The sequence below is a fragment of the Acinetobacter sp. SFA genome (assembly GCF_001647535.1).
In the GTDB taxonomy this organism is placed as follows: domain Bacteria; phylum Pseudomonadota; class Gammaproteobacteria; order Pseudomonadales; family Moraxellaceae; genus Acinetobacter; species Acinetobacter pecorum.
The window spans coordinates 24,264-43,244 of the sequence record NZ_LSZI01000020.1 but is presented as its reverse complement, the minus strand read 5'-3'; the positions used below and the strand labels follow the sequence as shown (position 1 = coordinate 43,244).

Genomic DNA, 18,981 nt, shown 5'->3' with positions numbered 1-18,981 from the left:
ATTCAAAACTTGGTAGAAATATATAATTGATAATTCTTTGGAAAATAGATTTTTCTAGGTAAATTTATAAGATTTCGGTCGCTGCATTTAAAACGGGTAATTTATTGTTTGTATAAATATTCAACAGGAGATATGCCGAGTCCTAAGAAAATTGCTGTATTAAAGGGCAAGAGGTGCGACATATTGCGTAAAAAAGGGATTATAATTCACGGATTCATAGTGAGGATAGGTATATGCGCGCTCCAGCGATTGGTCTTAAAACTGAGCAAGATATTGAAAAACTGCGGATATCCGGTCGTTTGGCTGCAGAAGTTTTAGCAATGATCGGGGAGCATGTCAAGCCTGGTGTCACGACTGAATATCTGGATGATCTCTGCCATGATTTTATTGTAAACACCTTGAAAGTGACGCCAGCCAATATTGGTTATTATGGCTATACCAAAACCACCTGTATTTCACCGAATGAAGTGGTCTGTCACGGTATTCCATCATCGAAAATCGTTTTACAAGATGGCGATATTATCAATATTGATGTCGCGATTATTAAGGATGGTTATTTTGGTGATACCAGCCGGATGTACTATGTCGGAACGCCATCTCCAGAAGCCAAGCGACTGGTCAATACCACCTATGAAGCCATGGTGGCGGGAATCCATGCTGTAAAGCCGGGCGCAACCTTGGGCGATATTGGTCATGCCATTCAAACCGTTGCTCATCGTGAAGGTTATTCCATTGTGCGTGAATACTGCGGTCATGGTATTGGAAAAGTCTATCATGAACAGCCAAATATTCTGCATTATGGTCAGCCCGGTCAGGGCATTAAACTGGTTCCGGGCATGGTCTTTACCATTGAGCCAATGGTGAACATGGGCAAAGCGCGGGTAAAAGAGCTGAAAGATGGCTGGACTGTGGTTACTACAGATAAGTCATGGTCTGCACAATGGGAACATATGGTCTATGTGACTGAAACCGGTTTTGAAGTCTTGTCGCCTTGGCCTGAAGGTACGGGTGAGTATCCTGAAATTTAAAATATCAATTAGATGATTTTATTAGGATTCACTTACTTACAGAAATTACAAATCCATTGTTCTTGCTGACGAGAACATACAAAACACTACAAAAAACAGTGGTTTAAGATCATTTATTTGATTAAATTAAGAGTCAGATACATAGGTTCCCTTGTTTTTGATCACTAGGCTGTAGTGAAAGTTTCTCTGGCTCATTTTTCCCCAAGAATGAGCTATTTTTTTGTCTCGGGATTCTATTTTATTCAAAATATATTACTTAACTATAGTTAAGTATTTAAGTTATCGTGATTTAATTCGGCAACCAGATAATCAATGAAGACCCGGACAGCGGGCAATAAGCCGCGACGTGAAGGATATACTGCATGAAAAATACCATGCGGCGCTTTCCAGTCGGGAAGTACCCGAACCAGTTCACCACTTGAAATATAGTGTTCGACCACGTTATCTGGTAATAAGGTCACTCCTGAGCCTGAGGCGGCCAGTTGTGCCAGCATATTCAGGTCAGAACCCATAACGGTTGGATTGACACGGATTTTTTTCTGCTCTTGCTGTCCGTTTTGTAGGGTCAGAAACTGTTCGGGATGGTCTTCTGCCATACTCAGGATTTTATGTTCAGACAGTTGTTCTGGGTTTTTCAGGTCACCAAATTCATTCAGATAACCCTGACTGGCAAATAAATGCTGTTCAATTTTTTCAAACTGTCGAATCACTAGATTTGGATCGTCATCCAGGCTAGAGCGCACGCGTAAAGCCAGATCAAAACCTTCATTGATAATATCGACCCGGCGATTGGTGATCATCATCTGGACTTTAATTTCGGGATATTTTTTCAGGAAATTTGGCAGAATTTTTGCCATTTCGTTCTGGGCGATCGATACCGGAAGGCTGACTTTAATGGTTCCACGCGGTTCAGTGCTGAGATGATCGACCAGATCATGGGCGGCTTGCGCAGCATTAAGCATCACCTGTGCATGCCGGTAAATATTCATGCCGATATCAGTCACAGCAAAATGCCGTGAACTGCGCTGGATCAGGCGTACTCCAAGTCGTTCTTCAAGATTATAGACGCGGCGGCTGAGCTTGGATTTGGGAATATCAGTGGCTCTTTCGGCTGCACTAAAGCCGCCATGTTCAACCACTTGAGCAAAACAGTAAAAATCATCCAGATCCGTCAGCATCGTTTAATTCCATTTCTGCAACAATAGGCTGATTAAAAAGAGATTGTTGCGCCGTGTCAACTATAGAATGCAATTACTGAAAGACATTTAAACTTTAGGATCAAATAGGCTAAGCAATGTTTTCATGCCTTCTGTCGCAGTCTGGGAAATCTTATGAAACTGGGCTGGTAAGTACTGTTGATCTGCTTTGGGATCAATATAGTAGGCAGCGCATTCAGGCGGAATTTCATGGATTAAACCCGCCACCGGATAAACCTGTAAACTGGTGCCAATGACGACTAAAATATCGGCATCTTGTATACAGGCTTGCGCATCGGTATAAGCAGGCACAGCCTCGCCAAACCAGACCACATGCGGGCGCAGTGGATATCCCGCCTTACAGAAGTGCTTGTTTAAATCTAGCTCAGTACCTTCAATGGGGTAAAATTCGGTGGTGTACTGGCAATTTGGTCCTGAAGTTTTGGTCAAGCGGATATTGCCATGCAGATGAATGACTTTGGAGCTGCCGGCACGTTCATGTAAATCATCAATATTCTGAGTAATTATATGCACATCAAAGTTATCTTCAAGATTGGCGATCAGCTGGTGGGCTGCATTTGGCTGTGCTTCCAGAATATTTTTACGACGTGCGTTATAAAAGCGTTGCACCAGTTCCGGATTTTTGGCCCAAGCCTTAGGTGTGGCCACATCTTCTATACGATACTGTTCCCAAAGGCCATTACTGTCGCGAAAAGTGTTGATACCACTTTCGGCACTCATGCCTGCACCTGAAAAGATCACCATTTTTTTCATTATTCTGTCTCCTGAGTTTTTAGGCGACTACAGGGCTAAACTGAGTATTTTCCTTTAAAAATACGCCAAGTTCCTTTGCAAATTTTAAGGGCTCAGTCAGTAAAGGGGTATGGCCCGACTTGCTGAAAAGTACCTGTTTGGCCTGAGGCAGGCTTTGGGCAATCAGATGCTGTCCCTCAATCGGATAAAGCTTGGATTGTACACCGCTAAAGAAAGTTACCGGGCAGCTAAGTTGGGCCAGAGCTTCGCGGTAGTCCTCGCGATGGTACAAATAATTATTAATATACCATGCCATATAGTCCACCCGGCTGGAAGGCAATAACAGACTTTGCAGTCGTGGTTGATTCAAAATGAATTCGAAAGCTTTCAGACTATATTTTTGTTCATTTTGTAGCTGAATAAACTGTAGCCATAGGGCGGCAATGTGTTTACGGACAGAAACGTCAAGGTCGCGGATCAATTCAACTTGCTGATGCTGTGCAAGTAGCGTAGAAAGCTGCTGCAAAATTTCAATAAATTCCTGATGGCGTGAACCAAAAAGACCAAAGGCCCAGGCATCATCGACCGGAATTTTGGGAGTCTGATCAATGTGCAAATAAGCTGTTATGTGTTTGGTAAAGTCACTATAGTGCAGCCCATGCATGGTTGTCGTCGCACCCATAGAGTAAGCAATCACAATGAATTTATCTAAACTGAGCTGCTGAATCAATGATTGAATATCCAGCCAGTGACTGGAAATCGCATCCAGATCTGGCGGAATTTTACAGCCACTAGAAGCTCCAAAGCCTCGCCATTCCGGAATAATAAAACGGAAATTTTTCTGATGTGGATAGAGGAAAGCGGCCCATTGCCAGCTCAGCATGCCAAGACCGGAGAGGACCAGTACCGGTTGTCCTTGACCGTATTCACGAACAAACAGCTGTTCACCATCTGGCATGCGATAAAAAGGCATGTGTATCTCCGTATTAAGGGTTATTTTTCATCAAACTGTTTGAGCCGGGGAATAACCTGTTCCAGCCAGGCAATCCAGCCCAGTTCCTGATCAATACCTAATTGGAGGATCATTTTATGAATATACAGGGTGCGGTCATTTTCGTCAGCTTGGGCAAAGTCTTTGGCAAAAATTTGCTGATAGGTCATGAGCTTTTCTTTATGCAGTTCCAGATGGCGTTCCAGTTCAGGCAGAGTACTGTTCCCGCCAAGCTGGGCTTCGGCACGCAGACGCACCATCAGTTCTTCGCGCAGTTGTGCTGGTGAACTGTGTTCTAGCATCCAGTTGGCCAGTTCTTCCCGACCGAGGCGTTCTACCTGATAGGTTTTTTTACGGCTATTTGAATCTTCCTCTTCTATCGTCGAAATCCAGCCTTTTTGCAGCATGGCATTTAGTTCACGATAGATCTGCTGATGGGTAGCATTCCAGAAAAAACCCATGGAACGGTCAAAACGACGTGCCAGTTCAATGCCGGTACTGGGCTTTTCGATCAGGCTGGTGAGTAGAACATGCGATAAAGACATAAACGTCTCAAAAAAATGACTCTGGATTATTATGCAACATGTTGCATAAAAATCAATTCTGCACTATAAATTAGTGCAACAAGTTGCATAAGGCTGATATCTGATAGAAGTAATCAGTCAGCCTGAATAAAAATAGCCAGCACGTTTGCACGCTAGGGAGTTGAAATGTCTAAATATCCGAATTTACTTGCCCCACTGGATCTGGGTTTTACTACGCTTAAAAACCGTGTCCTAATGGGCTCTATGCATGTGGGCTTGGAAGAAGTACTGGGTGGTTATGATCGGATGGCTGCTTTTTATGCAGAGCGTGCCAAAGGTGGAGTAGCATTAATTGTCACCGGCGGAATTTCTCCGAACGATCATGGAGTGACTTTTCAGGGTGGATCCAAGCTTGATACAGTTGAAGAAGCTGAAAAGCATAAGGTGATTACGCAGGCAGTGCATGAAGCTGGCGGTAAAATTGCCATGCAGATCCTGCATACCGGACGATATTCCTATCAGGCAGAAAATGTCGCGCCGTCACCGATTCAGGCACCGATTAATCCGGTTAAACCGCATGCTTTGACTTCTGCAGAAGTGCAACAGACCATTGATGATTTCGCAAATTGTGCCAAGCTGGCTCAGTATGCTGGTTATGACGGTGTGGAAATCATGGGTTCGGAAGGCTACCTGATCAATGAATTTATCGCAGCACGTACTAACCACCGTGATGATGAATGGGGCGGCAGCTATGAAAACCGGATTCGCTTCCCGATTGAAATCGTGCGCCGTACCCGTGAAATGGTAGGTGAGAACTTTATTATCATTTACCGTCTTTCAATGCTGGATCTGGTAGAAGGCGGTTCAACATTAGAAGAAGTGATTCAGCTAGCCAAGGCAATTGAAAAAGCGGGTGCTACCATTATCAACACCGGCATCGGCTGGCATGAAGCGCGTATTCCGACCATCGCCACCAAAGTACCACGGGCAGCCTTTACCTGGGTAACACGCAAGCTGAAAGGGCAGGTAAGCGTCCCGCTCATCACCTCTAACCGGATTAATACACCGGAAATGGCTGAGTATGTATTGGCTTCGGGTGATGCGGATATGATCTCAATGGCTCGTCCAATGCTGGCGGACTCGGAGTTTGTATTAAAAGCTGAGCAGGGTCGTAGCGATGAAATCAATACCTGTATCGGCTGTAACCAGGCCTGTCTGGATCATATTTTCTCGATGAAAATTGCCACCTGTCTGGTCAATCCGCGGGCCTGTTATGAAACCGAGCTAATTTTTAAAGAAACCAATGTAGCAAAAAATATTGCTGTGATTGGTGCAGGGCCGGCCGGTTTAAGTTTTGCTATCTATGCAGCGAATCGTGGTCATCATGTAACTATATTCGAAGCCGCTGCGCAGATCGGTGGGCAGTTCAATATCGCTAAAACCATTCCAGGCAAGGAAGAGTTTTATGAAACTTTACGTTATTTTAAGCGTCAGATTGAATTGCAACCACGTATCAAGTTATTGCTGAATCGTAAGGCGACTTTTGAGCAGCTGGTTTCTGCAGAGTTCGATGATATTGTGGTGGCAACAGGGGTAACACCGCGTCAGCTTAATATCCCAGGCATTGATCATCCTAAGGTGCTGTCTTATCTTGACGTACTGAGAGAGCGTAAACCAGTGGGTCAGCGTGTCGCGATTATTGGTGCAGGCGGTATTGGTTTTGATACAGCCGAGCTTCTCAGCCATGGTGCCGAAAGTGGTAGCGTCAATCCGGAAAAATTCTATGATGAATGGGGGATCGATACCGACTATGAAAATGTCGGCGGACTTAAACCAGCCCATGTAGAACAACCGCAGCGTGAAATTTATTTGTTGCAACGTAAAGCAGCTTCTGTGGGTTCCAGTCTGGGTAAAACCACCGGCTGGATTCATCGTACAGGCTTGAAACACCGTCATGTAAAAATGATTGCAGGGGCAAGTTATGAAAAAATTGATGATCAAGGTTTACATATTGTCGTAAATGACAAACCTGCGTTGCTGGAGGTCGATCAAATTATCATTTGCGCCGGTCAGGAATCTTATACTGCTATGTTTGATGAATTGAAAGCGGCAGGTAAAAGTGTTCATCTGATTGGTGGTGCGAAAGAAGCAGGTGAGCTGGATGCCAAGCGCGCAATCCGTCAGGGCGCTGAATTGGCTGCGGTGATCTGAAAATATTAAAACCCGCTTTCCTCCCTCTCCTTTAATAAAGGAGAGGGTTAGGGAGCGGATTTATAATAAAAAATCCCCCTTGCGAAGCAGTACTTCTCACCTTTAATAAAGGGGGAATCCCGTCTATTAAAAAATATCAAAAAAAGGACTCCAAAATGACCATCGAAACTACAAGAAAGTCCATTGCGCGCTGGCATGAGATGCTGGAAAAGGATGATCTGTCGATCTTGAATGAGCTACTTGCTGAAAATGTGGTGTTTCGTTCGCCAGTGGCTTTTCAGCCTTATTCTGGAAAACAGGTGGTATTCTTTATCCTGTCCAATGTAATTCAGGTCTTTGAAAATTTCACTTATCACCGTGAATTCTTCAGTGAAGATGGTAACAATGTCGTACTTGAGTTTTCTGCTCAAGTGGGCGATAAGAAACTGAAAGGAGTTGACATGATTCATTTTGATGATGAAGGTCAGATCACTGACTTTGAAGTCATGCTTAGACCTAAATCCGGACTAGAAGCTTTAGCCTTACATATGGGCCAACGGATGCAGTCATTCCAAGCTAAAACTTAATTCGAATTATTGATATCAAGTCGGCATGAAATTTGTAAATCACAGCTAGTAACGCTAGAGGGGATGACAGATGAAAATGTTGCTTAAAAAAATGGGTCAGCTTTCCAGTGAATATCTGGATCGCTTCAGTGGAGCAGATCAGCCGACCCTCTATTACAATCCGAATGGTATTTTTTCAGGATTAATTGAATATTTACCACAACTTAAACAGAAATACCGTCCTACGCCATGGCTAGCCAATGCACATGCACATATTCTGTATCTGGATCTGATAAAAAAACGGACCATCAAGCTGAGATATGATTTGCTTGAGCAGCTAAAAATGTCAGATGGCGGTATTACCGGTATTGCATGGTATGGTCTGGATCTTCCTGCAAATACACCTACCATTGTTTTATTGCATACGATAACCGGTTCTCCTGAGTCAATGCGGGAACTGGTACGGGATCTGCATAAATATACCGGTTGGCGCGTGGCTTTATGCTTACGCCGTGGCCATGCCCACCTGCCAATGCCTGTCCCTAAAATGAATCTTTTTGGTTCGACCCAAGACTTGCGGGAACAGTTGCTTTATATCCAGGATAAATTTCCTCAATCCGATCTTTATGGGGTTGGCTCATCTGCCGGTACAGGTTTGCTTGTCCGTTATCTCGGCGAAGAAGGCGAACAGACACCATTAAAAGCCGCATTTGCGTTGTGTCCAGGCTATGACATGGAAACGGGATTCGATTATGTCCATCCATTTTATAGTAAGGTCATGACCAAAAAACTGATTAAGCGTTTTATCCAGCCTTATCAGGAAACCTGGCAAGTCTGTCCGAGCTGGAAAAGATTACTGGAAGTTAAAGATCTATCCGAGTTTGAACGACTCTATTTTGAGCTGGCCGGATTTAAAGATTATGTGAGTTATACGCAAGCCACCAATCCTATCTACGTCTTTGAAAATGTCAAAATTCCATTGATGATTTTGAATTCGGAGGATGATCCGGTTTGTAATATCCGGAATCTGGAGCCTCATAAGGATAAAATCAGAGCCATGCCGAATATTGTCGTGATTACCACTAAAAGAGGCAGTCATTGCGGTTTTTATCAAGGCTTGATGCAAACCGAATCATGGGCCACTCGTCTGATGGCAGATTACCTGATTCATTTATCTCGTACGCAAGTACAGGCATCTGCCTAAAAAGTCTTAATAAAAAACCCAGCAAATGCTGGGTTTTTTTGATGAATGATCTTGTAATTAGTTAAGTGCTGGCATTGCTGCGGCAATCGCATCAGCAACTGCATCATCTTCAGACTTGTTTTCTGGGTCAGAATTGGTTTTAGGTGCAGGTGCAGTTGAAGCAGGTTTTGAAACAGGCTCTTCACTGGTTTCCTTCACTGGTGTTGGCTCGGTGGTTTCCGGCTTTTTGATTTCACGGCGGATTTCAGTCGTTGTGTTTTCAGTTTGCTCACGTTGAATTTCAACCGTTGGCACCGCTTCTTCAATGACTTCTTCTTCTACTACCGGCTCAAGCGGTTCAAATTGTACCGGTTCTGGAGTTGAGATTTCTGATGCTGGAGCAACTTCTACTTGTTCTTCTTCTTTTGGTGCTTCTTTTTTTACACACGCAGTTAATGTCAGGCCAGTCAGGATTAGGGTGGAGATTAAAAGTTTCTTCATCATCATTGCATCAAACATAAAAGTGTGGAGGGGATACACCATTATAGCAGCAAAATGCAAGATAGAAATCATATGAACTTACTGTAATTTTTTAGGGGAATTGCTGTTAGAATAGTCAATTGTTTATTGTTCTTTGAATTGATGCGGATTGACTTTGCTTTCTAGGTACAAGGTAAAGTAAAATTGCGCAACATTGCAGGCCGATTTAGGCTCGATTGTACGAGAAACCCAATGACCCATTTTATTTTCGTTACTGGTGGTGTAGTTTCATCACTAGGTAAAGGTATTTCAGCTGCTTCTGTTGCTGCACTTTTAGAAGCTCGTGGTTTAAAAGTGACCATGGTAAAAATGGATCCATACATTAATGTCGATCCAGGGACAATGAGCCCATTCCAGCATGGTGAAGTTTTTGTTACAGAAGATGGTGCTGAAACAGACTTAGACTTGGGTTACTACGAACGTTTCTTGCGTCGTGCGAAAATGACCAAACTAAATAACTTCACATCAGGCCGTGTTTACCAGGATGTTCTGAACAAAGAACGCCGTGGTGACTATCTAGGCGGTACTGTGCAAGTTATTCCACACATTACTGACAATATCAAAGAGCGTGTACTTCGTGCAGGCGAAGGTTATGACGTTGCGATCGTAGAGATCGGCGGTACTGTAGGTGACATTGAATCTCTCCCATTCATGGAATCTGTACGTCAGTTGATGGTTGAACTTGGTCATAAACGTACCATGTTAATGCACTTAACGTTACTCCCATACATTAAGTCTGCAGCAGAATTAAAAACCAAACCAACACAGCACTCTGTTAAAGAACTCCTGTCGATTGGTATTCAGCCAGACATTCTGATCTGTCGTACAGAGTACGATGTAGATGCCGATACAACGCGTAAGATTGCATTATTTACTAACGTTGAAGCACGTGCCGTTGTGGTATGTAAAGATGCACGTTCGATATACCAGATTCCACGTACATTCTACGAACAAAATGTTGATGATTTAATCTGTGAACGTTTTGGTTTTAACGATCTTCCTGAAGCTGATTTAACAGATTGGGATAATGTGGTAGAAGCCTTACTAAACCCTGAATACACGGTTCGTGTGGCAATGGTTGGTAAATACGTTGAACTTCCAGATGCCTATAAGTCAGTAAATGAGGCACTTCTACATGCGGGTATTCAAAACCGTGTGAAAGTTCAGATTGACTACGTAAATGCTGAAGAGCTTGAAAGCCAAGATGTAGCAGATGTATTGAAAGATGCTGATGCGATTCTGGTTCCAGGTGGTTTCGGTGAGCGCGGTACTGAAGGTAAAATGAAGGCGATTCAATTCGCACGTGAGAACGGTGTGCCGTTCCTCGGTATTTGCTTGGGTATGCAGTTGGCTGTGATCGAATATGCACGTAATGTTGCGGGTATTGCAGATGCAACTTCAACTGAATTTAACCGTTCAACCAAATCTCCATTGATTGGTCTGATTACTGAATGGTTAGATGAGCGCGGTGAAGTTCAGCAACGTTCTGCTGACTCAGATCTGGGTGGCACGATGCGTCTAGGTGCGCAAAAATCTGAACTGGTTGCAGGAACTAAAACTGCAGAAGTTTATGGTTCTGAAGAAATCATCGAGCGTCACCGTCACCGTTACGAGATGAACAACCGTTATATCCCAGTGCTGGAAGAAAAAGGCATGAAGATTTCTGGTTATTCTCCGGTACAACATCTGGTAGAAACTGTTGAAATTCCTGCACATCCTTGGTTTATTGCAGTACAATTCCACCCGGAATTTACCAGCTCGCCACGTGATGGACATCCATTATTTGCCAGTTTCATTGATGCTGCAAAAAAGCAGTACCAAAAAACCAAATAATGCGAGTTTAAGACACAACTAGGAAGTTTAAATGTCACAATTAAAACCACAAGAAATTGTACGTTTAGGCGATATACAAATGGCAAACCACTTGCCATTTGTACTATTCGGCGGCATGAACGTACTCGAGTCTAAAGACCTGGCTTTTGAAATTGCAGAGACTTATGTTGATATCTGCAAACGTCTAGATATTCCATATGTCTTTAAAGCAAGTTTTGATAAAGCCAACCGTTCAAGCCTGAACTCATTCCGTGGGCCTGGCCTGGAAAAAGGTCTCGAGTGGTTAGCAGACATTAAAAAACACTTTAATGTGCCAATCATCACTGATGTACATGAGCCGTATCAGGCGGCTCCTGTGGCGGAAGTTGCTGACATTATCCAGCTTCCTGCATTTTTAAGTCGTCAGACTGACCTGGTTGAAGCGATGGCAAAAACGGATGCCATCATCAACATCAAAAAAGCCCAGTTCCTGGCTCCGCACGAAATGCGCCATATTCTGCATAAGTGTCTGGAAGCGGGAAATGACAAGCTGATTCTTTGTGAACGCGGTTCATCATTTGGCTATAACAATCTGGTTGTAGACATGTTGGGCTTCGACGTCATGAAAGAAATGAATGTGCCAGTATTCTTTGATGTCACCCATGCCTTACAGACGCCAGGCGGTCGTGCTGACTCTGCCGGCGGTCGTCGTGCCCAGATTACTACACTGGCACGTGCCGGTATGGCAACAGGTCTTGCAGGTTTGTTCCTGGAAGCCCATCCAAATCCGGATGTGGCAAAATGTGATGGTCCTTGTGCCTTGCGTTTATCTCAACTAGAGCCATTCCTCGCTCAACTCAAAGAGCTGGATACTTTAGTGAAAGGATTTGAAAAATTAGATACCCATTGATGCAGTTTTAAGCATCCTGTTATTCAATCAACTGAGGAATTGTTCATGAGTCAAATCGTTGACATTCGTGCACGTGAAATTTTGGACTCTCGTGGTAACCCAACCATCGAAGCAGACGTTATCTTAGCATCTGGCGTAGTTGGCCGTGCATGTGCACCATCTGGTGCTTCAACTGGTTCTCGTGAAGCTTTAGAACTTCGTGATGGCGATAAAGCGCGTTACTTGGGTAAAGGCGTTAAAACTGCGGTGAACAACGTAAACACGTTGATTCGTGAAGCGTTAATTGGTAAGTCAGTATTCGAGCAAAAAGACATTGATCACACGATGATCGCGCTTGATGGTACTGAAAATAAAGAAAAACTAGGTGCAAACGCAACTTTGGCAGTTTCTCTTGCTGCTGCGCGTGCTGCTGCTGAAGAAAAGAAAGTTCCACTTTTCCAATACATCGCAGACCTTCGTAATAACAGCATTTTAACCATGCCTGTTCCAATGATGAACATCCTGAATGGTGGTTCACACGCAGATAACAACGTTGATATCCAAGAGTTCATGATTGAGCCTGTAGGCTTCACTTCATTCTCTGAAGCGTTACGCGCAGGTGCTGAAATCTTCCATTCTTTGAAATCGGTTTTAAAGAAACAAGGTTTGAACACTGCTGTAGGTGATGAAGGTGGTTTCGCGCCGAACCTTCGTTCAAACGAGGAAGCAATTACTGTTATTCTAGAAGCAATTGAAAAGACTGGCTACAAAGCAGGTTCTGACATCATGCTTGCACTTGACTGTGCATCTTCAGAATTCTACAAAGATGGTCAGTATATCCTTGCAGGTGAAGGCAACAAAGCATTCACAAGCAACCAGTTCTCTGATTACCTTGCTGGTCTGGTGAACCAGTACCCAATCATTTCAATCGAAGATGGTTTGGACGAATCTGACTGGGAAGGTTGGTCTTACCTGACTTCTATCCTTGGCGACAAGATCCAGTTGGTGGGTGATGATTTGTTTGTAACGAATCCGAAAATCCTGCAACGTGGTATCAATGAGAAAGTCGCTAACTCGATTCTGATCAAATACAACCAGATCGGTACCTTAACTGAAACTCTAGATGCAATCTATCTTGCGAAAGCAAATGGTTATTCTACAGTGATTTCTCACCGTTCAGGCGAAACTGAAGATTCAACGATTGCAGATCTTGCAGTGGGTACAGCAGCGGGTCAAATCAAGACAGGTTCACTTTGCCGTTCTGACCGTGTAGCAAAATATAATCAATTACTTCGCATTGAAGAATTGACTCATGCTGCATATCGCGGTAAAGCTGAGTTCAAGGGTTTGAACTAAGCGACTTATGTCAATGTTATTAAATGTATTCGACTCTTTGATGAGTAAAGTACTGTTGGGCCTTGCGATCGTTCTGATCGCAGGGTTTCAATATTTATACTGGTTTGGTGAAGGTGGTTATCATGATCATCAGCAACTGACCCAGAAAATCCAGCAACAAGTAGAATTAAATGAAGAGCTAAAAGAACGTAATCGCGTTCTCGCAGCAGAAGTCTATGATTTGAAGAATGGTATTGAAGCCATCGAAGAGCATGCACGTTTAGATCTTGGCCTGATTAAGCCTCATGAAACTTTTGTTCAAATGAGTACCATCAGCACCCAATATAAACCGATCTATCTTAATCCCAATTCTAAAGTAGACCTGCGAACCAATGAGTCAGCTGAAGTACCAACCACACCCTAAACTTTGGGCCATTCTTCCAGCTGCAGGTTCCGGTAGCCGTTTCTCTAAAACAGAGCTGAAACAATACCAGATGATTCAGGAGCAGACAGTTCTTGAACATACGGTGGCACGTCTAAATCAACTGCCTTTGGCGGGTTATGTTCTGGCGATTGGTGAACAGGACAACGTGGCGAAAACCCTGCCATTTTCCAGCCTGGAGAAGGCCCATTTTTGTCAGGGTGGTGCCGAGCGGGTGAATTCCGTGTTGAATGCATTGACTTATTTATCTCAAATCACTTCTGAAGATGACTGGGTGCTGGTACATGATGCGGCACGTCCCTGTGTTAGTCAGGATTGTCTTCAGCAGTTAGTCAATGCGGCGATGACCAAGGATCAGGCTGCAATTTTGGCGATTCCGGTACGAGATACCCTGAAACGGGTCATGACTGGTTTTGATATTGAGGAAACGGTCGATCGCTCGATGCTCTGGCAGGCACAAACTCCACAAATGGCGAAACTGGGAGTCTTGAAGCGTGCTATTCAACAGGCATTGAAAGATGGTGTGACCATTACCGATGAAGCTAGTGCGCTGGAACATATGGGTGAATCAGTGCAAGTAGTGCAGGGGCGTTCTGATAATATTAAAATTACTTATCCGGATGATCTGGAACTCGCCAGGCTGATTTTACAAGCTCAGGCGTAAAAATGTATTCAAATAAAATTTAAATAAAAGCAGAATAAATCTGGCTATGGCGATCTATTCCCTATGGCTTTCACTTATAATTTTGCCATCATTCTTTTTTCACCTTCTGGCCAATGATACCTTCACAGCAGTATCGGTTTTTACGTCATTCTTTGCGTGATGGACGTAGTATTAACCCGCAAGATTCATCTCGATGGACCAAGTTGCACCTTGATCCGTGGTTATTGTGCTTTCTGATTCTGAATGCAATCCTGGGTTTAATGGTGGTGTATAGCGCGACCTCCGAAGACTCTGGCATGGTGGTGCGTCAGGCGATCAGTTTCGGAATTGGCTTTGTGCTGCTGTTTATCTGTGCGCAGATTCCACCGAAAGTCTATCAGGCGATTAGTCCATACCTGTATGCCTTCGGAATATTCATGCTGCTTCTGGTCTTTGTGATTGGTGAAAAACGTTTAGGTGCAACCCGCTGGATTACCTTGCCAGGGGTAGGAAGTATGCAACCGAGTGAGGTGATGAAATTTGCGATGCCTTTGATGATGGCCTGGTATTTTGCACGCAAGCCGTTTCCTCCCAAATTTTTGCATATTGTCGGGGCTTTGATTTTATTGGGGATACCATTTGTTTTAGTGGCACTTCAGCCTGATTTGAATATTGGTTTGGTGATTCCCGGTATTTTTGTTCTATTTTTAAGTGGGATGTCGTGGCGTCTGATTGGTGGTGCAGCGGCGGCAGTAGCCGTGGCAGCTCCGGCTGCATGGATGTTCGTACTACAGGAATATCAAAAAAAACGTATCACCACGTTGTTCGATCCGGAGTCAGATGCCTTGGGCGCGGGCTGGAATATTATCCAGTCCAAAATCGCCATTGGTTCAGGCGGTTCCACAGGTAAAGGCTATACTGAAGGTACGCAATCGCATTTGGGTTATCTCCCTGAACATCATACTGACTTTATTATGTCGACCTATGCCGAAGAATTCGGTTTTATTGGTGTTTTCCTGCTGTTCAGTTTATTCACTGCCATTATTATTCGCTGTTTGATGATTGGTTTAAACAGCTTTCATAACTTTGGCCGTTTATATGCTGGAGCCATGGGACTGACTTTCTTCTTCTTTGTATTTTTAAACTCAGGCATGGTGAGCGGGATTTTACCTGTAACTGGAGATCCATTGCCGCTGATGAGTTATGGTGGAACGGCAGTGATTTCCATGCTGGCCGGGATGGGCATTGTGATGTCGATTCATACCCATCGATAAATTATTCTAAAAGTTGGACTTTTTCCGGCTTTCTTATAGACTTAAGATAAGTTGTTTTAAAAATCCAGTTGGGCCAGAAGAAAAAAAGAATATTCTAGAACTCGTATTAAATTAAAAAAGCCCTCATTTGAGGGCTTTTTTAATTTAATACTTTAACTGAGAAACCAGGTGTAATAGCCCCAGATCATTAAAGGCCAGGCTAAAAATGGACTAAACAGCCATTTCCAGAACCAGTGGCGCGGCATAAAGCCCACACCATGGACAAAGCCTCCAGAAATACCAATCATAATATACATCATGGCACTATGGCTATATTCACCATTGGCATCCAGCATTGCGGAAGGATGAACCAATAACACGGCTGCGAGAGGAAAAGCCAGGAGGCAGGAAATCATCATCGCAAATTTGTTTGGTTTCTTGTCTACAACGGTTTTCTCAAGCGCAGCTTCGGTCATGTTTTATTCCTCATCCAGGTCTTGATGTTGTTCCATGTAAATGGCAGCAATTACACTGGCAAAACACGCCATCAGTACACCCAGAATCCAAGCAAAATACCACATAGTTGTCTCTCCTTAAGACATAGCCTTAGTACAGGCTATGTGAATTATCTTCAATGTGTTTGTTGGTAATCACGCCCCACATCTTGTAATAACACCAGGTGGTATAGATGAGGATCAGTGGAACAAAGATACAGGCAGCAACGGTCATAACGGTTAAGGTATTTTTACTAGATACCGCATCCCACATAGTCAGACTTGCAACCGGGTTAATGCTTGAAGGCATCAGGAAAGGGAACAGGGCAAAACCGGCAGTCAGGATGGCACCGATGACAGCCAGAGATGAACCTAGGAAGCTCAAGCCTGCTTTGTTTTTACCTGCTGCCAAGACAATGATCAAGCCACCCAAAATTCCGGCAATAGGCGCTGCCATCGTGATTGGATAAGTCGAATAGTTGTTCATCCAGCCTGGATTGGCATTGGTCAATACTTCTTTTGCGAGCGGATTAGCAACACCATTGGTATCAAAAGGTGTAACTAGGGTATAGCCTTGAATACCACCAAAGTACAGCCAAGCGCCTGCAGCCAGGAAGGTAACCAGATAAACCAGACCCATGATTTGTGTTGCTTTGGCAGAACGCTGACGTAGGTCACCATCTGTACGCAGCATTAACCATGCACCACCATGTGCACACAGCATCGATAAGCTGACCAGACCACAGACAATTGCAAACGGATTAAGCAGGGCAAAGAAGCTACCAGTATAAGTAGAACGTACAGTTTCATCTAAAGTAAATGGTACACCGAGGAACATGTTGCCGAATGCCACACCGAAAACCAAGGCAGGTACTGCACCGCCAATGGCTAGACCCCAGTCCCATGAATTGCGCCATTTGGTATTTTCCAGCTTTGAGCGATAGTCAAAGCCAACCGGACGCAGAAACAGGGCAAACAGGACCAGTAGCAGGGCCCAGTACATGCCGGAGAAGGCAGTTGCATAGACCATTGGCCAGGCAGCGAATAACGCACCGCCGGCAGTAATAAACCAGACCTGATTACCGTCCCAGTGCGGCGCAATGGTATTGATCGCTGCACGGCGCTCGCTATCATTTTTGCCCACAAATGGCATGATCGCCATGGAGCCCATATCGAAGCCGTCGGTGAGGGCAAAGCCAATCAGCAATACGCCGACCAGCACCCACCAAATGATTTTTAATAATTCATATTCGATCATGCTTGAGTCTCCCCATTTGACTTTTCTGCAGCTGCAAGCTTTTCAAAATGGTATTTACCAGTATGCAGTGAGCTTGGGCCAAGACGTGAGAACTTGATCATCAGATACATCTCGATAATCAGTAACACGGTATAGAATGCTGCCAATGCAAGGATTGAACCCCAGACATCACCTGTGCTTAAGCTTGATGCTGAAAGATGCGTCGGTAATACCTCACCAATAGTCCATGGTTGACGACCTACTTCTGCTACATACCAGCCAGTTTGCGCAGCAACCCAAGGTAAAGGCAGTGCAAATAAAGCAAATTTCAATAACCATGGTTTGTTTTCAGCATTACGTTTTGCTACCGCAAAAGTTGCCAGTGCAAATAGAAGTAGCATCAAGAAGCCAGAAGCCACCATGGCACGGAATGCCCAGAACAGGCTTGGTACGTGTGGAATGGTATCTTTAGCGGCTGCTTTGATTTGCTCTTCAGAGGCATCAACGACATTTGGCGTGTATTTTTTCAGAAGCAGACCGTAACCTAAGTCTTTTTGGCTTTCTTCAAAAGCGGTTTTTAGTTCTGGAGACTGATCACCAGCACGTAATTTTTCCAGTTGCGAATAGGCCACCATACCATTGCGGATACGCGCTTCATGCTGAACCAGCAGGTCCTTAATACCTGTGACTTGTTCTGTAGTAGAACGTGTGGCAATCAGACCCATCACATAAGGAATTTTCACTGCATAATCTGTAGTCATGGTTTCCTTATTCGGGATACCGAACAAAGTAAATGGCGCAGGTGCAGGATGAGTATCCCATTCTGCTTCAATTGCTGCCAGTTTGGTTTTTTGTACATCGCCCAGCTCATAACCTGATTCATCACCCAGTAAAATCACTGAAAGTGTAGAAGCAAGCCCAAAGATAGCTGCAATGGCAAAAGAACGGCGTGCAAAAGGCAGGTCACGTTTTTTCAGCATGTAGTAACTTGAAATAGCCAGTACGAAGATGGCACCTGTGACATAACCCGCAGATACGGTATGCACAAATTTAACCTGAGCGACCGGGTTAAAGATCAGTGCAGCAAAGTCCACCATTTCCATACGCATGGTTTCATAGTTAAATGCCGAACCGACCGGGTTTTGCATCCAGCCATTGGCGACCAGAATCCAGAGTGCGGACATGTTCGAGCCTAAAGCTACCAGCCAGGTTACGGCCAGATGTTGCACTTTGGAAAGACGATCCCAACCAAAGAAGAACAAGCCAATAAACGTCGATTCAAGGAAGAAGGCCATCAAACCTTCAATCGCCAGCGGTGCACCGAAAATATCACCGACATAATGCGAGTAATACGCCCAGTTGGTTCCGAACTGGAACTCCATGGTCAGGCCGGTGGTTACCCCTAAGGCAAAGTTAATACCAAACAGTTTTCCCCAGAACTTGGTCATGTCTTTATAGATTTCTTTGCCGGAAATCACATAGGTGGTTTCCATAATGGCAAGCAGAAATGCCAGACCTAGCGTCAGTGGAACAAAAATAAAGTGATACATCGCGGTCATGGCGAACTGGAACCGCGAGAGATCGACCACGCTTTCAGAAATCATCAACGTGTCTCCTGGATTTGGGAAGGATTGCCGGCGATACGCTCGGCGACTTGGTTATCAAAATTTTTAGGAATCGTAGGCGCATCAAACCAGATATTTTTAATTATCATTAGTAAAATAACCTTGATAATTAAAATGGCGGTTATTTCTCTAACCACTCTCTGGTTTAGATTTTTGGGAACTAAGCTCATTCGACTAAGCCTGTTATATGACTTGTTGTATATTATTAATCTATTGTAACTAAAAAATAAATAGACGATACAGTTTAAATAAATATATATTTATAAGTATTTGAAAATAA

At 44.0% G+C, this 18,981-nt stretch carries 20 protein-coding genes; 10 read left to right on the top strand and 10 right to left on the bottom strand.

The genetic code is table 11. The annotated features are described in order from the left end of the window. The first annotated feature begins 233 nt into the window (after window positions 1-233). On the top strand, window positions 234-1,028 hold the full coding sequence (gene map / locus AY607_RS12345; RefSeq protein WP_064095289.1) for a type I methionyl aminopeptidase: 795 nt from the start codon (window positions 234-236) through the stop codon (window positions 1,026-1,028). A 266-nt stretch (window positions 1,029-1,294) separates the two neighbouring features. Here the strand turns inward: map and AY607_RS12340 are convergent, their stop codons facing one another. The 4 genes from AY607_RS12340 to AY607_RS12325 all read right to left on the bottom strand — a co-directional run bounded on the left by AY607_RS12340 (window position 1,295) and on the right by AY607_RS12325 (window position 4,513). Further along, a complete protein-coding gene (locus tag AY607_RS12340) occupies window positions 1,295-2,206 on the bottom strand; it encodes a LysR substrate-binding domain-containing protein (protein ID WP_064095290.1) in 912 nt (303 codons plus the stop codon). 87 nt (window positions 2,207-2,293) lie between these two features. Beyond that, on the bottom strand, window positions 2,294-2,998 hold the full coding sequence (locus tag AY607_RS12335) for an SIR2 family NAD-dependent protein deacylase (RefSeq protein WP_064095291.1): 705 nt from the start codon (window positions 2,996-2,998) through the stop codon (window positions 2,294-2,296). 19 nt (window positions 2,999-3,017) lie between these two features. After that, window positions 3,018-3,950 carry an alpha/beta fold hydrolase gene (locus AY607_RS12330; RefSeq protein ID WP_064102667.1) on the bottom strand — a complete coding sequence of 311 codons (933 nt, stop codon included), beginning with the start codon at window positions 3,948-3,950 and terminating at the stop codon, window positions 3,018-3,020. Between the two features lie 20 nt (window positions 3,951-3,970). Next, window positions 3,971-4,513 carry a PadR family transcriptional regulator gene (locus tag AY607_RS12325; RefSeq protein WP_064102666.1) on the bottom strand — a complete coding sequence of 181 codons (543 nt, stop codon included), beginning with the start codon at window positions 4,511-4,513 and terminating at the stop codon, window positions 3,971-3,973. A 165-nt stretch (window positions 4,514-4,678) separates the two neighbouring features. On the opposite strand from AY607_RS12325, the gene AY607_RS12320 reads away from it, so the two are divergent. The 3 genes from AY607_RS12320 (at window position 4,679) to AY607_RS12310 (ending at window position 8,452) form a co-directional block, all read left to right on the top strand. Then, on the top strand, window positions 4,679-6,703 hold the full coding sequence (locus AY607_RS12320) for an NADPH-dependent 2,4-dienoyl-CoA reductase (protein WP_064102665.1): 2,025 nt from the start codon (window positions 4,679-4,681) through the stop codon (window positions 6,701-6,703). A 155-nt stretch (window positions 6,704-6,858) separates the two neighbouring features. Next, a complete protein-coding gene (locus tag AY607_RS12315; RefSeq protein WP_064095295.1) occupies window positions 6,859-7,269 on the top strand; it encodes a nuclear transport factor 2 family protein in 411 nt (136 codons plus the stop codon). A 70-nt stretch (window positions 7,270-7,339) separates the two neighbouring features. Next, on the top strand, window positions 7,340-8,452 hold the full coding sequence (locus AY607_RS12310; protein WP_064095296.1) for a YheT family hydrolase: 1,113 nt from the start codon (window positions 7,340-7,342) through the stop codon (window positions 8,450-8,452). A 57-nt stretch (window positions 8,453-8,509) separates the two neighbouring features. Here AY607_RS12310 and AY607_RS12305 read toward each other — a convergent pair whose 3' ends face one another. Beyond that, entirely contained in the window at window positions 8,510-8,938 is a 429-nt protein-coding gene (locus AY607_RS12305) for a hypothetical protein (RefSeq protein WP_413772526.1), read from the bottom strand. Window positions 8,939-9,163: 225 nt separating this feature from the next. On the opposite strand from AY607_RS12305, the gene AY607_RS12300 reads away from it, so the two are divergent. From AY607_RS12300 to rodA, 6 genes are all read left to right on the top strand, one after another. After that, entirely contained in the window at window positions 9,164-10,804 is a 1,641-nt protein-coding gene (locus AY607_RS12300; RefSeq protein ID WP_064102663.1) for a CTP synthase, read from the top strand. A 31-nt stretch (window positions 10,805-10,835) separates the two neighbouring features. Beyond that, window positions 10,836-11,693 carry a 3-deoxy-8-phosphooctulonate synthase gene (gene kdsA, locus AY607_RS12295; RefSeq protein ID WP_064102662.1) on the top strand — a complete coding sequence of 286 codons (858 nt, stop codon included), beginning with the start codon at window positions 10,836-10,838 and terminating at the stop codon, window positions 11,691-11,693. 45 nt (window positions 11,694-11,738) lie between these two features. Next, entirely contained in the window at window positions 11,739-13,028 is a 1,290-nt protein-coding gene (gene eno / locus AY607_RS12290; protein ID WP_064095300.1) for a phosphopyruvate hydratase, read from the top strand. A gap of 13 nt (window positions 13,029-13,041) precedes the next feature. Further along, window positions 13,042-13,431, top strand: coding sequence for a cell division protein FtsB (ftsB, locus tag AY607_RS12285; protein ID WP_064095301.1), 390 nt, complete (start codon window positions 13,042-13,044; stop codon window positions 13,429-13,431). Further along, window positions 13,400-14,113, top strand: a complete 714-nt coding sequence (gene ispD, locus AY607_RS12280; protein WP_064102661.1) for a 2-C-methyl-D-erythritol 4-phosphate cytidylyltransferase — start codon at window positions 13,400-13,402, stop codon at window positions 14,111-14,113. The genes ftsB and ispD overlap by 32 nt, the downstream gene beginning before the upstream one ends. 113 nt (window positions 14,114-14,226) lie before the next feature. Then, on the top strand, window positions 14,227-15,366 hold the full coding sequence (rodA, locus tag AY607_RS12275; RefSeq protein ID WP_064095303.1) for a rod shape-determining protein RodA: 1,140 nt from the start codon (window positions 14,227-14,229) through the stop codon (window positions 15,364-15,366). Between the two features lie 152 nt (window positions 15,367-15,518). Here rodA and AY607_RS12270 read toward each other — a convergent pair whose 3' ends face one another. The 5 genes from AY607_RS12270 to cydP are packed head-to-tail and all read right to left on the bottom strand — an operon-like array spanning window position 15,519 to window position 18,871. Next, entirely contained in the window at window positions 15,519-15,821 is a 303-nt protein-coding gene (locus AY607_RS12270; protein WP_004278714.1) for a cyd operon YbgE family protein, read from the bottom strand. 3 nt (window positions 15,822-15,824) lie between these two features. Further along, on the bottom strand, window positions 15,825-15,926 hold the full coding sequence (gene cydX / locus AY607_RS12265; protein WP_004278713.1) for a cytochrome bd-I oxidase subunit CydX: 102 nt from the start codon (window positions 15,924-15,926) through the stop codon (window positions 15,825-15,827). Window positions 15,927-15,951: 25 nt separating this feature from the next. Continuing rightward, window positions 15,952-17,097, bottom strand: a complete 1,146-nt coding sequence (gene cydB / locus AY607_RS12260; RefSeq protein ID WP_004645267.1) for a cytochrome d ubiquinol oxidase subunit II — start codon at window positions 17,095-17,097, stop codon at window positions 15,952-15,954. Continuing rightward, window positions 17,094-18,680: a cytochrome ubiquinol oxidase subunit I gene (locus AY607_RS12255; protein WP_064095306.1), complete on the bottom strand. Its 1,587-nt coding sequence runs from the start codon at window positions 18,678-18,680 to the stop codon at window positions 17,094-17,096. Before AY607_RS12255 ends, cydB begins: the two co-directional genes overlap by 4 nt. Then, window positions 18,680-18,871: a cytochrome oxidase putative small subunit CydP gene (cydP, locus tag AY607_RS12250; RefSeq protein WP_004645265.1), complete on the bottom strand. Its 192-nt coding sequence runs from the start codon at window positions 18,869-18,871 to the stop codon at window positions 18,680-18,682. Before cydP ends, AY607_RS12255 begins: the two co-directional genes overlap by 1 nt. Window positions 18,872-18,981 lie beyond the last annotated feature (110 nt).

What these genes read in the sequence shown, in the direction of transcription:
- map (WP_064095289.1), top strand. Translation starts at nt 234, where the DNA reads ATGCGCGCTCCAGCGATTGGTCTTAAAACTGAGCAAGATATTGAAAAA.
- AY607_RS12305 (WP_413772526.1), bottom strand. Translation starts at nt 8,938, where the DNA reads ATGATGATGAAGAAACTTTTAATCTCCACCCTAATCCTGACTGGCCTG.
- AY607_RS12315 (WP_064095295.1), top strand. Translation starts at nt 6,859, where the DNA reads ATGACCATCGAAACTACAAGAAAGTCCATTGCGCGCTGGCATGAGATG.
- AY607_RS12270 (WP_004278714.1), bottom strand. Translation starts at nt 15,821, where the DNA reads ATGACCGAAGCTGCGCTTGAGAAAACCGTTGTAGACAAGAAACCAAAC.
- AY607_RS12330 (WP_064102667.1), bottom strand. Translation starts at nt 3,950, where the DNA reads ATGCCTTTTTATCGCATGCCAGATGGTGAACAGCTGTTTGTTCGTGAA.
- kdsA (WP_064102662.1), top strand. Translation starts at nt 10,836, where the DNA reads ATGTCACAATTAAAACCACAAGAAATTGTACGTTTAGGCGATATACAA.
- cydP (WP_004645265.1), bottom strand. Translation starts at nt 18,871, where the DNA reads ATGAGCTTAGTTCCCAAAAATCTAAACCAGAGAGTGGTTAGAGAAATA.
- AY607_RS12255 (WP_064095306.1), bottom strand. Translation starts at nt 18,680, where the DNA reads ATGATTTCTGAAAGCGTGGTCGATCTCTCGCGGTTCCAGTTCGCCATG.
- AY607_RS12325 (WP_064102666.1), bottom strand. Translation starts at nt 4,513, where the DNA reads ATGTCTTTATCGCATGTTCTACTCACCAGCCTGATCGAAAAGCCCAGT.
- cydX (WP_004278713.1), bottom strand. Translation starts at nt 15,926, where the DNA reads ATGTGGTATTTTGCTTGGATTCTGGGTGTACTGATGGCGTGTTTTGCC.
- rodA (WP_064095303.1), top strand. Translation starts at nt 14,227, where the DNA reads ATGATACCTTCACAGCAGTATCGGTTTTTACGTCATTCTTTGCGTGAT.
- eno (WP_064095300.1), top strand. Translation starts at nt 11,739, where the DNA reads ATGAGTCAAATCGTTGACATTCGTGCACGTGAAATTTTGGACTCTCGT.
- AY607_RS12300 (WP_064102663.1), top strand. Translation starts at nt 9,164, where the DNA reads ATGACCCATTTTATTTTCGTTACTGGTGGTGTAGTTTCATCACTAGGT.
- AY607_RS12320 (WP_064102665.1), top strand. Translation starts at nt 4,679, where the DNA reads ATGTCTAAATATCCGAATTTACTTGCCCCACTGGATCTGGGTTTTACT.
- ispD (WP_064102661.1), top strand. Translation starts at nt 13,400, where the DNA reads ATGAGTCAGCTGAAGTACCAACCACACCCTAAACTTTGGGCCATTCTT.
- ftsB (WP_064095301.1), top strand. Translation starts at nt 13,042, where the DNA reads ATGTTATTAAATGTATTCGACTCTTTGATGAGTAAAGTACTGTTGGGC.
- cydB (WP_004645267.1), bottom strand. Translation starts at nt 17,097, where the DNA reads ATGATCGAATATGAATTATTAAAAATCATTTGGTGGGTGCTGGTCGGC.
- AY607_RS12340 (WP_064095290.1), bottom strand. Translation starts at nt 2,206, where the DNA reads ATGCTGACGGATCTGGATGATTTTTACTGTTTTGCTCAAGTGGTTGAA.
- AY607_RS12310 (WP_064095296.1), top strand. Translation starts at nt 7,340, where the DNA reads ATGAAAATGTTGCTTAAAAAAATGGGTCAGCTTTCCAGTGAATATCTG.
- AY607_RS12335 (WP_064095291.1), bottom strand. Translation starts at nt 2,998, where the DNA reads ATGAAAAAAATGGTGATCTTTTCAGGTGCAGGCATGAGTGCCGAAAGT.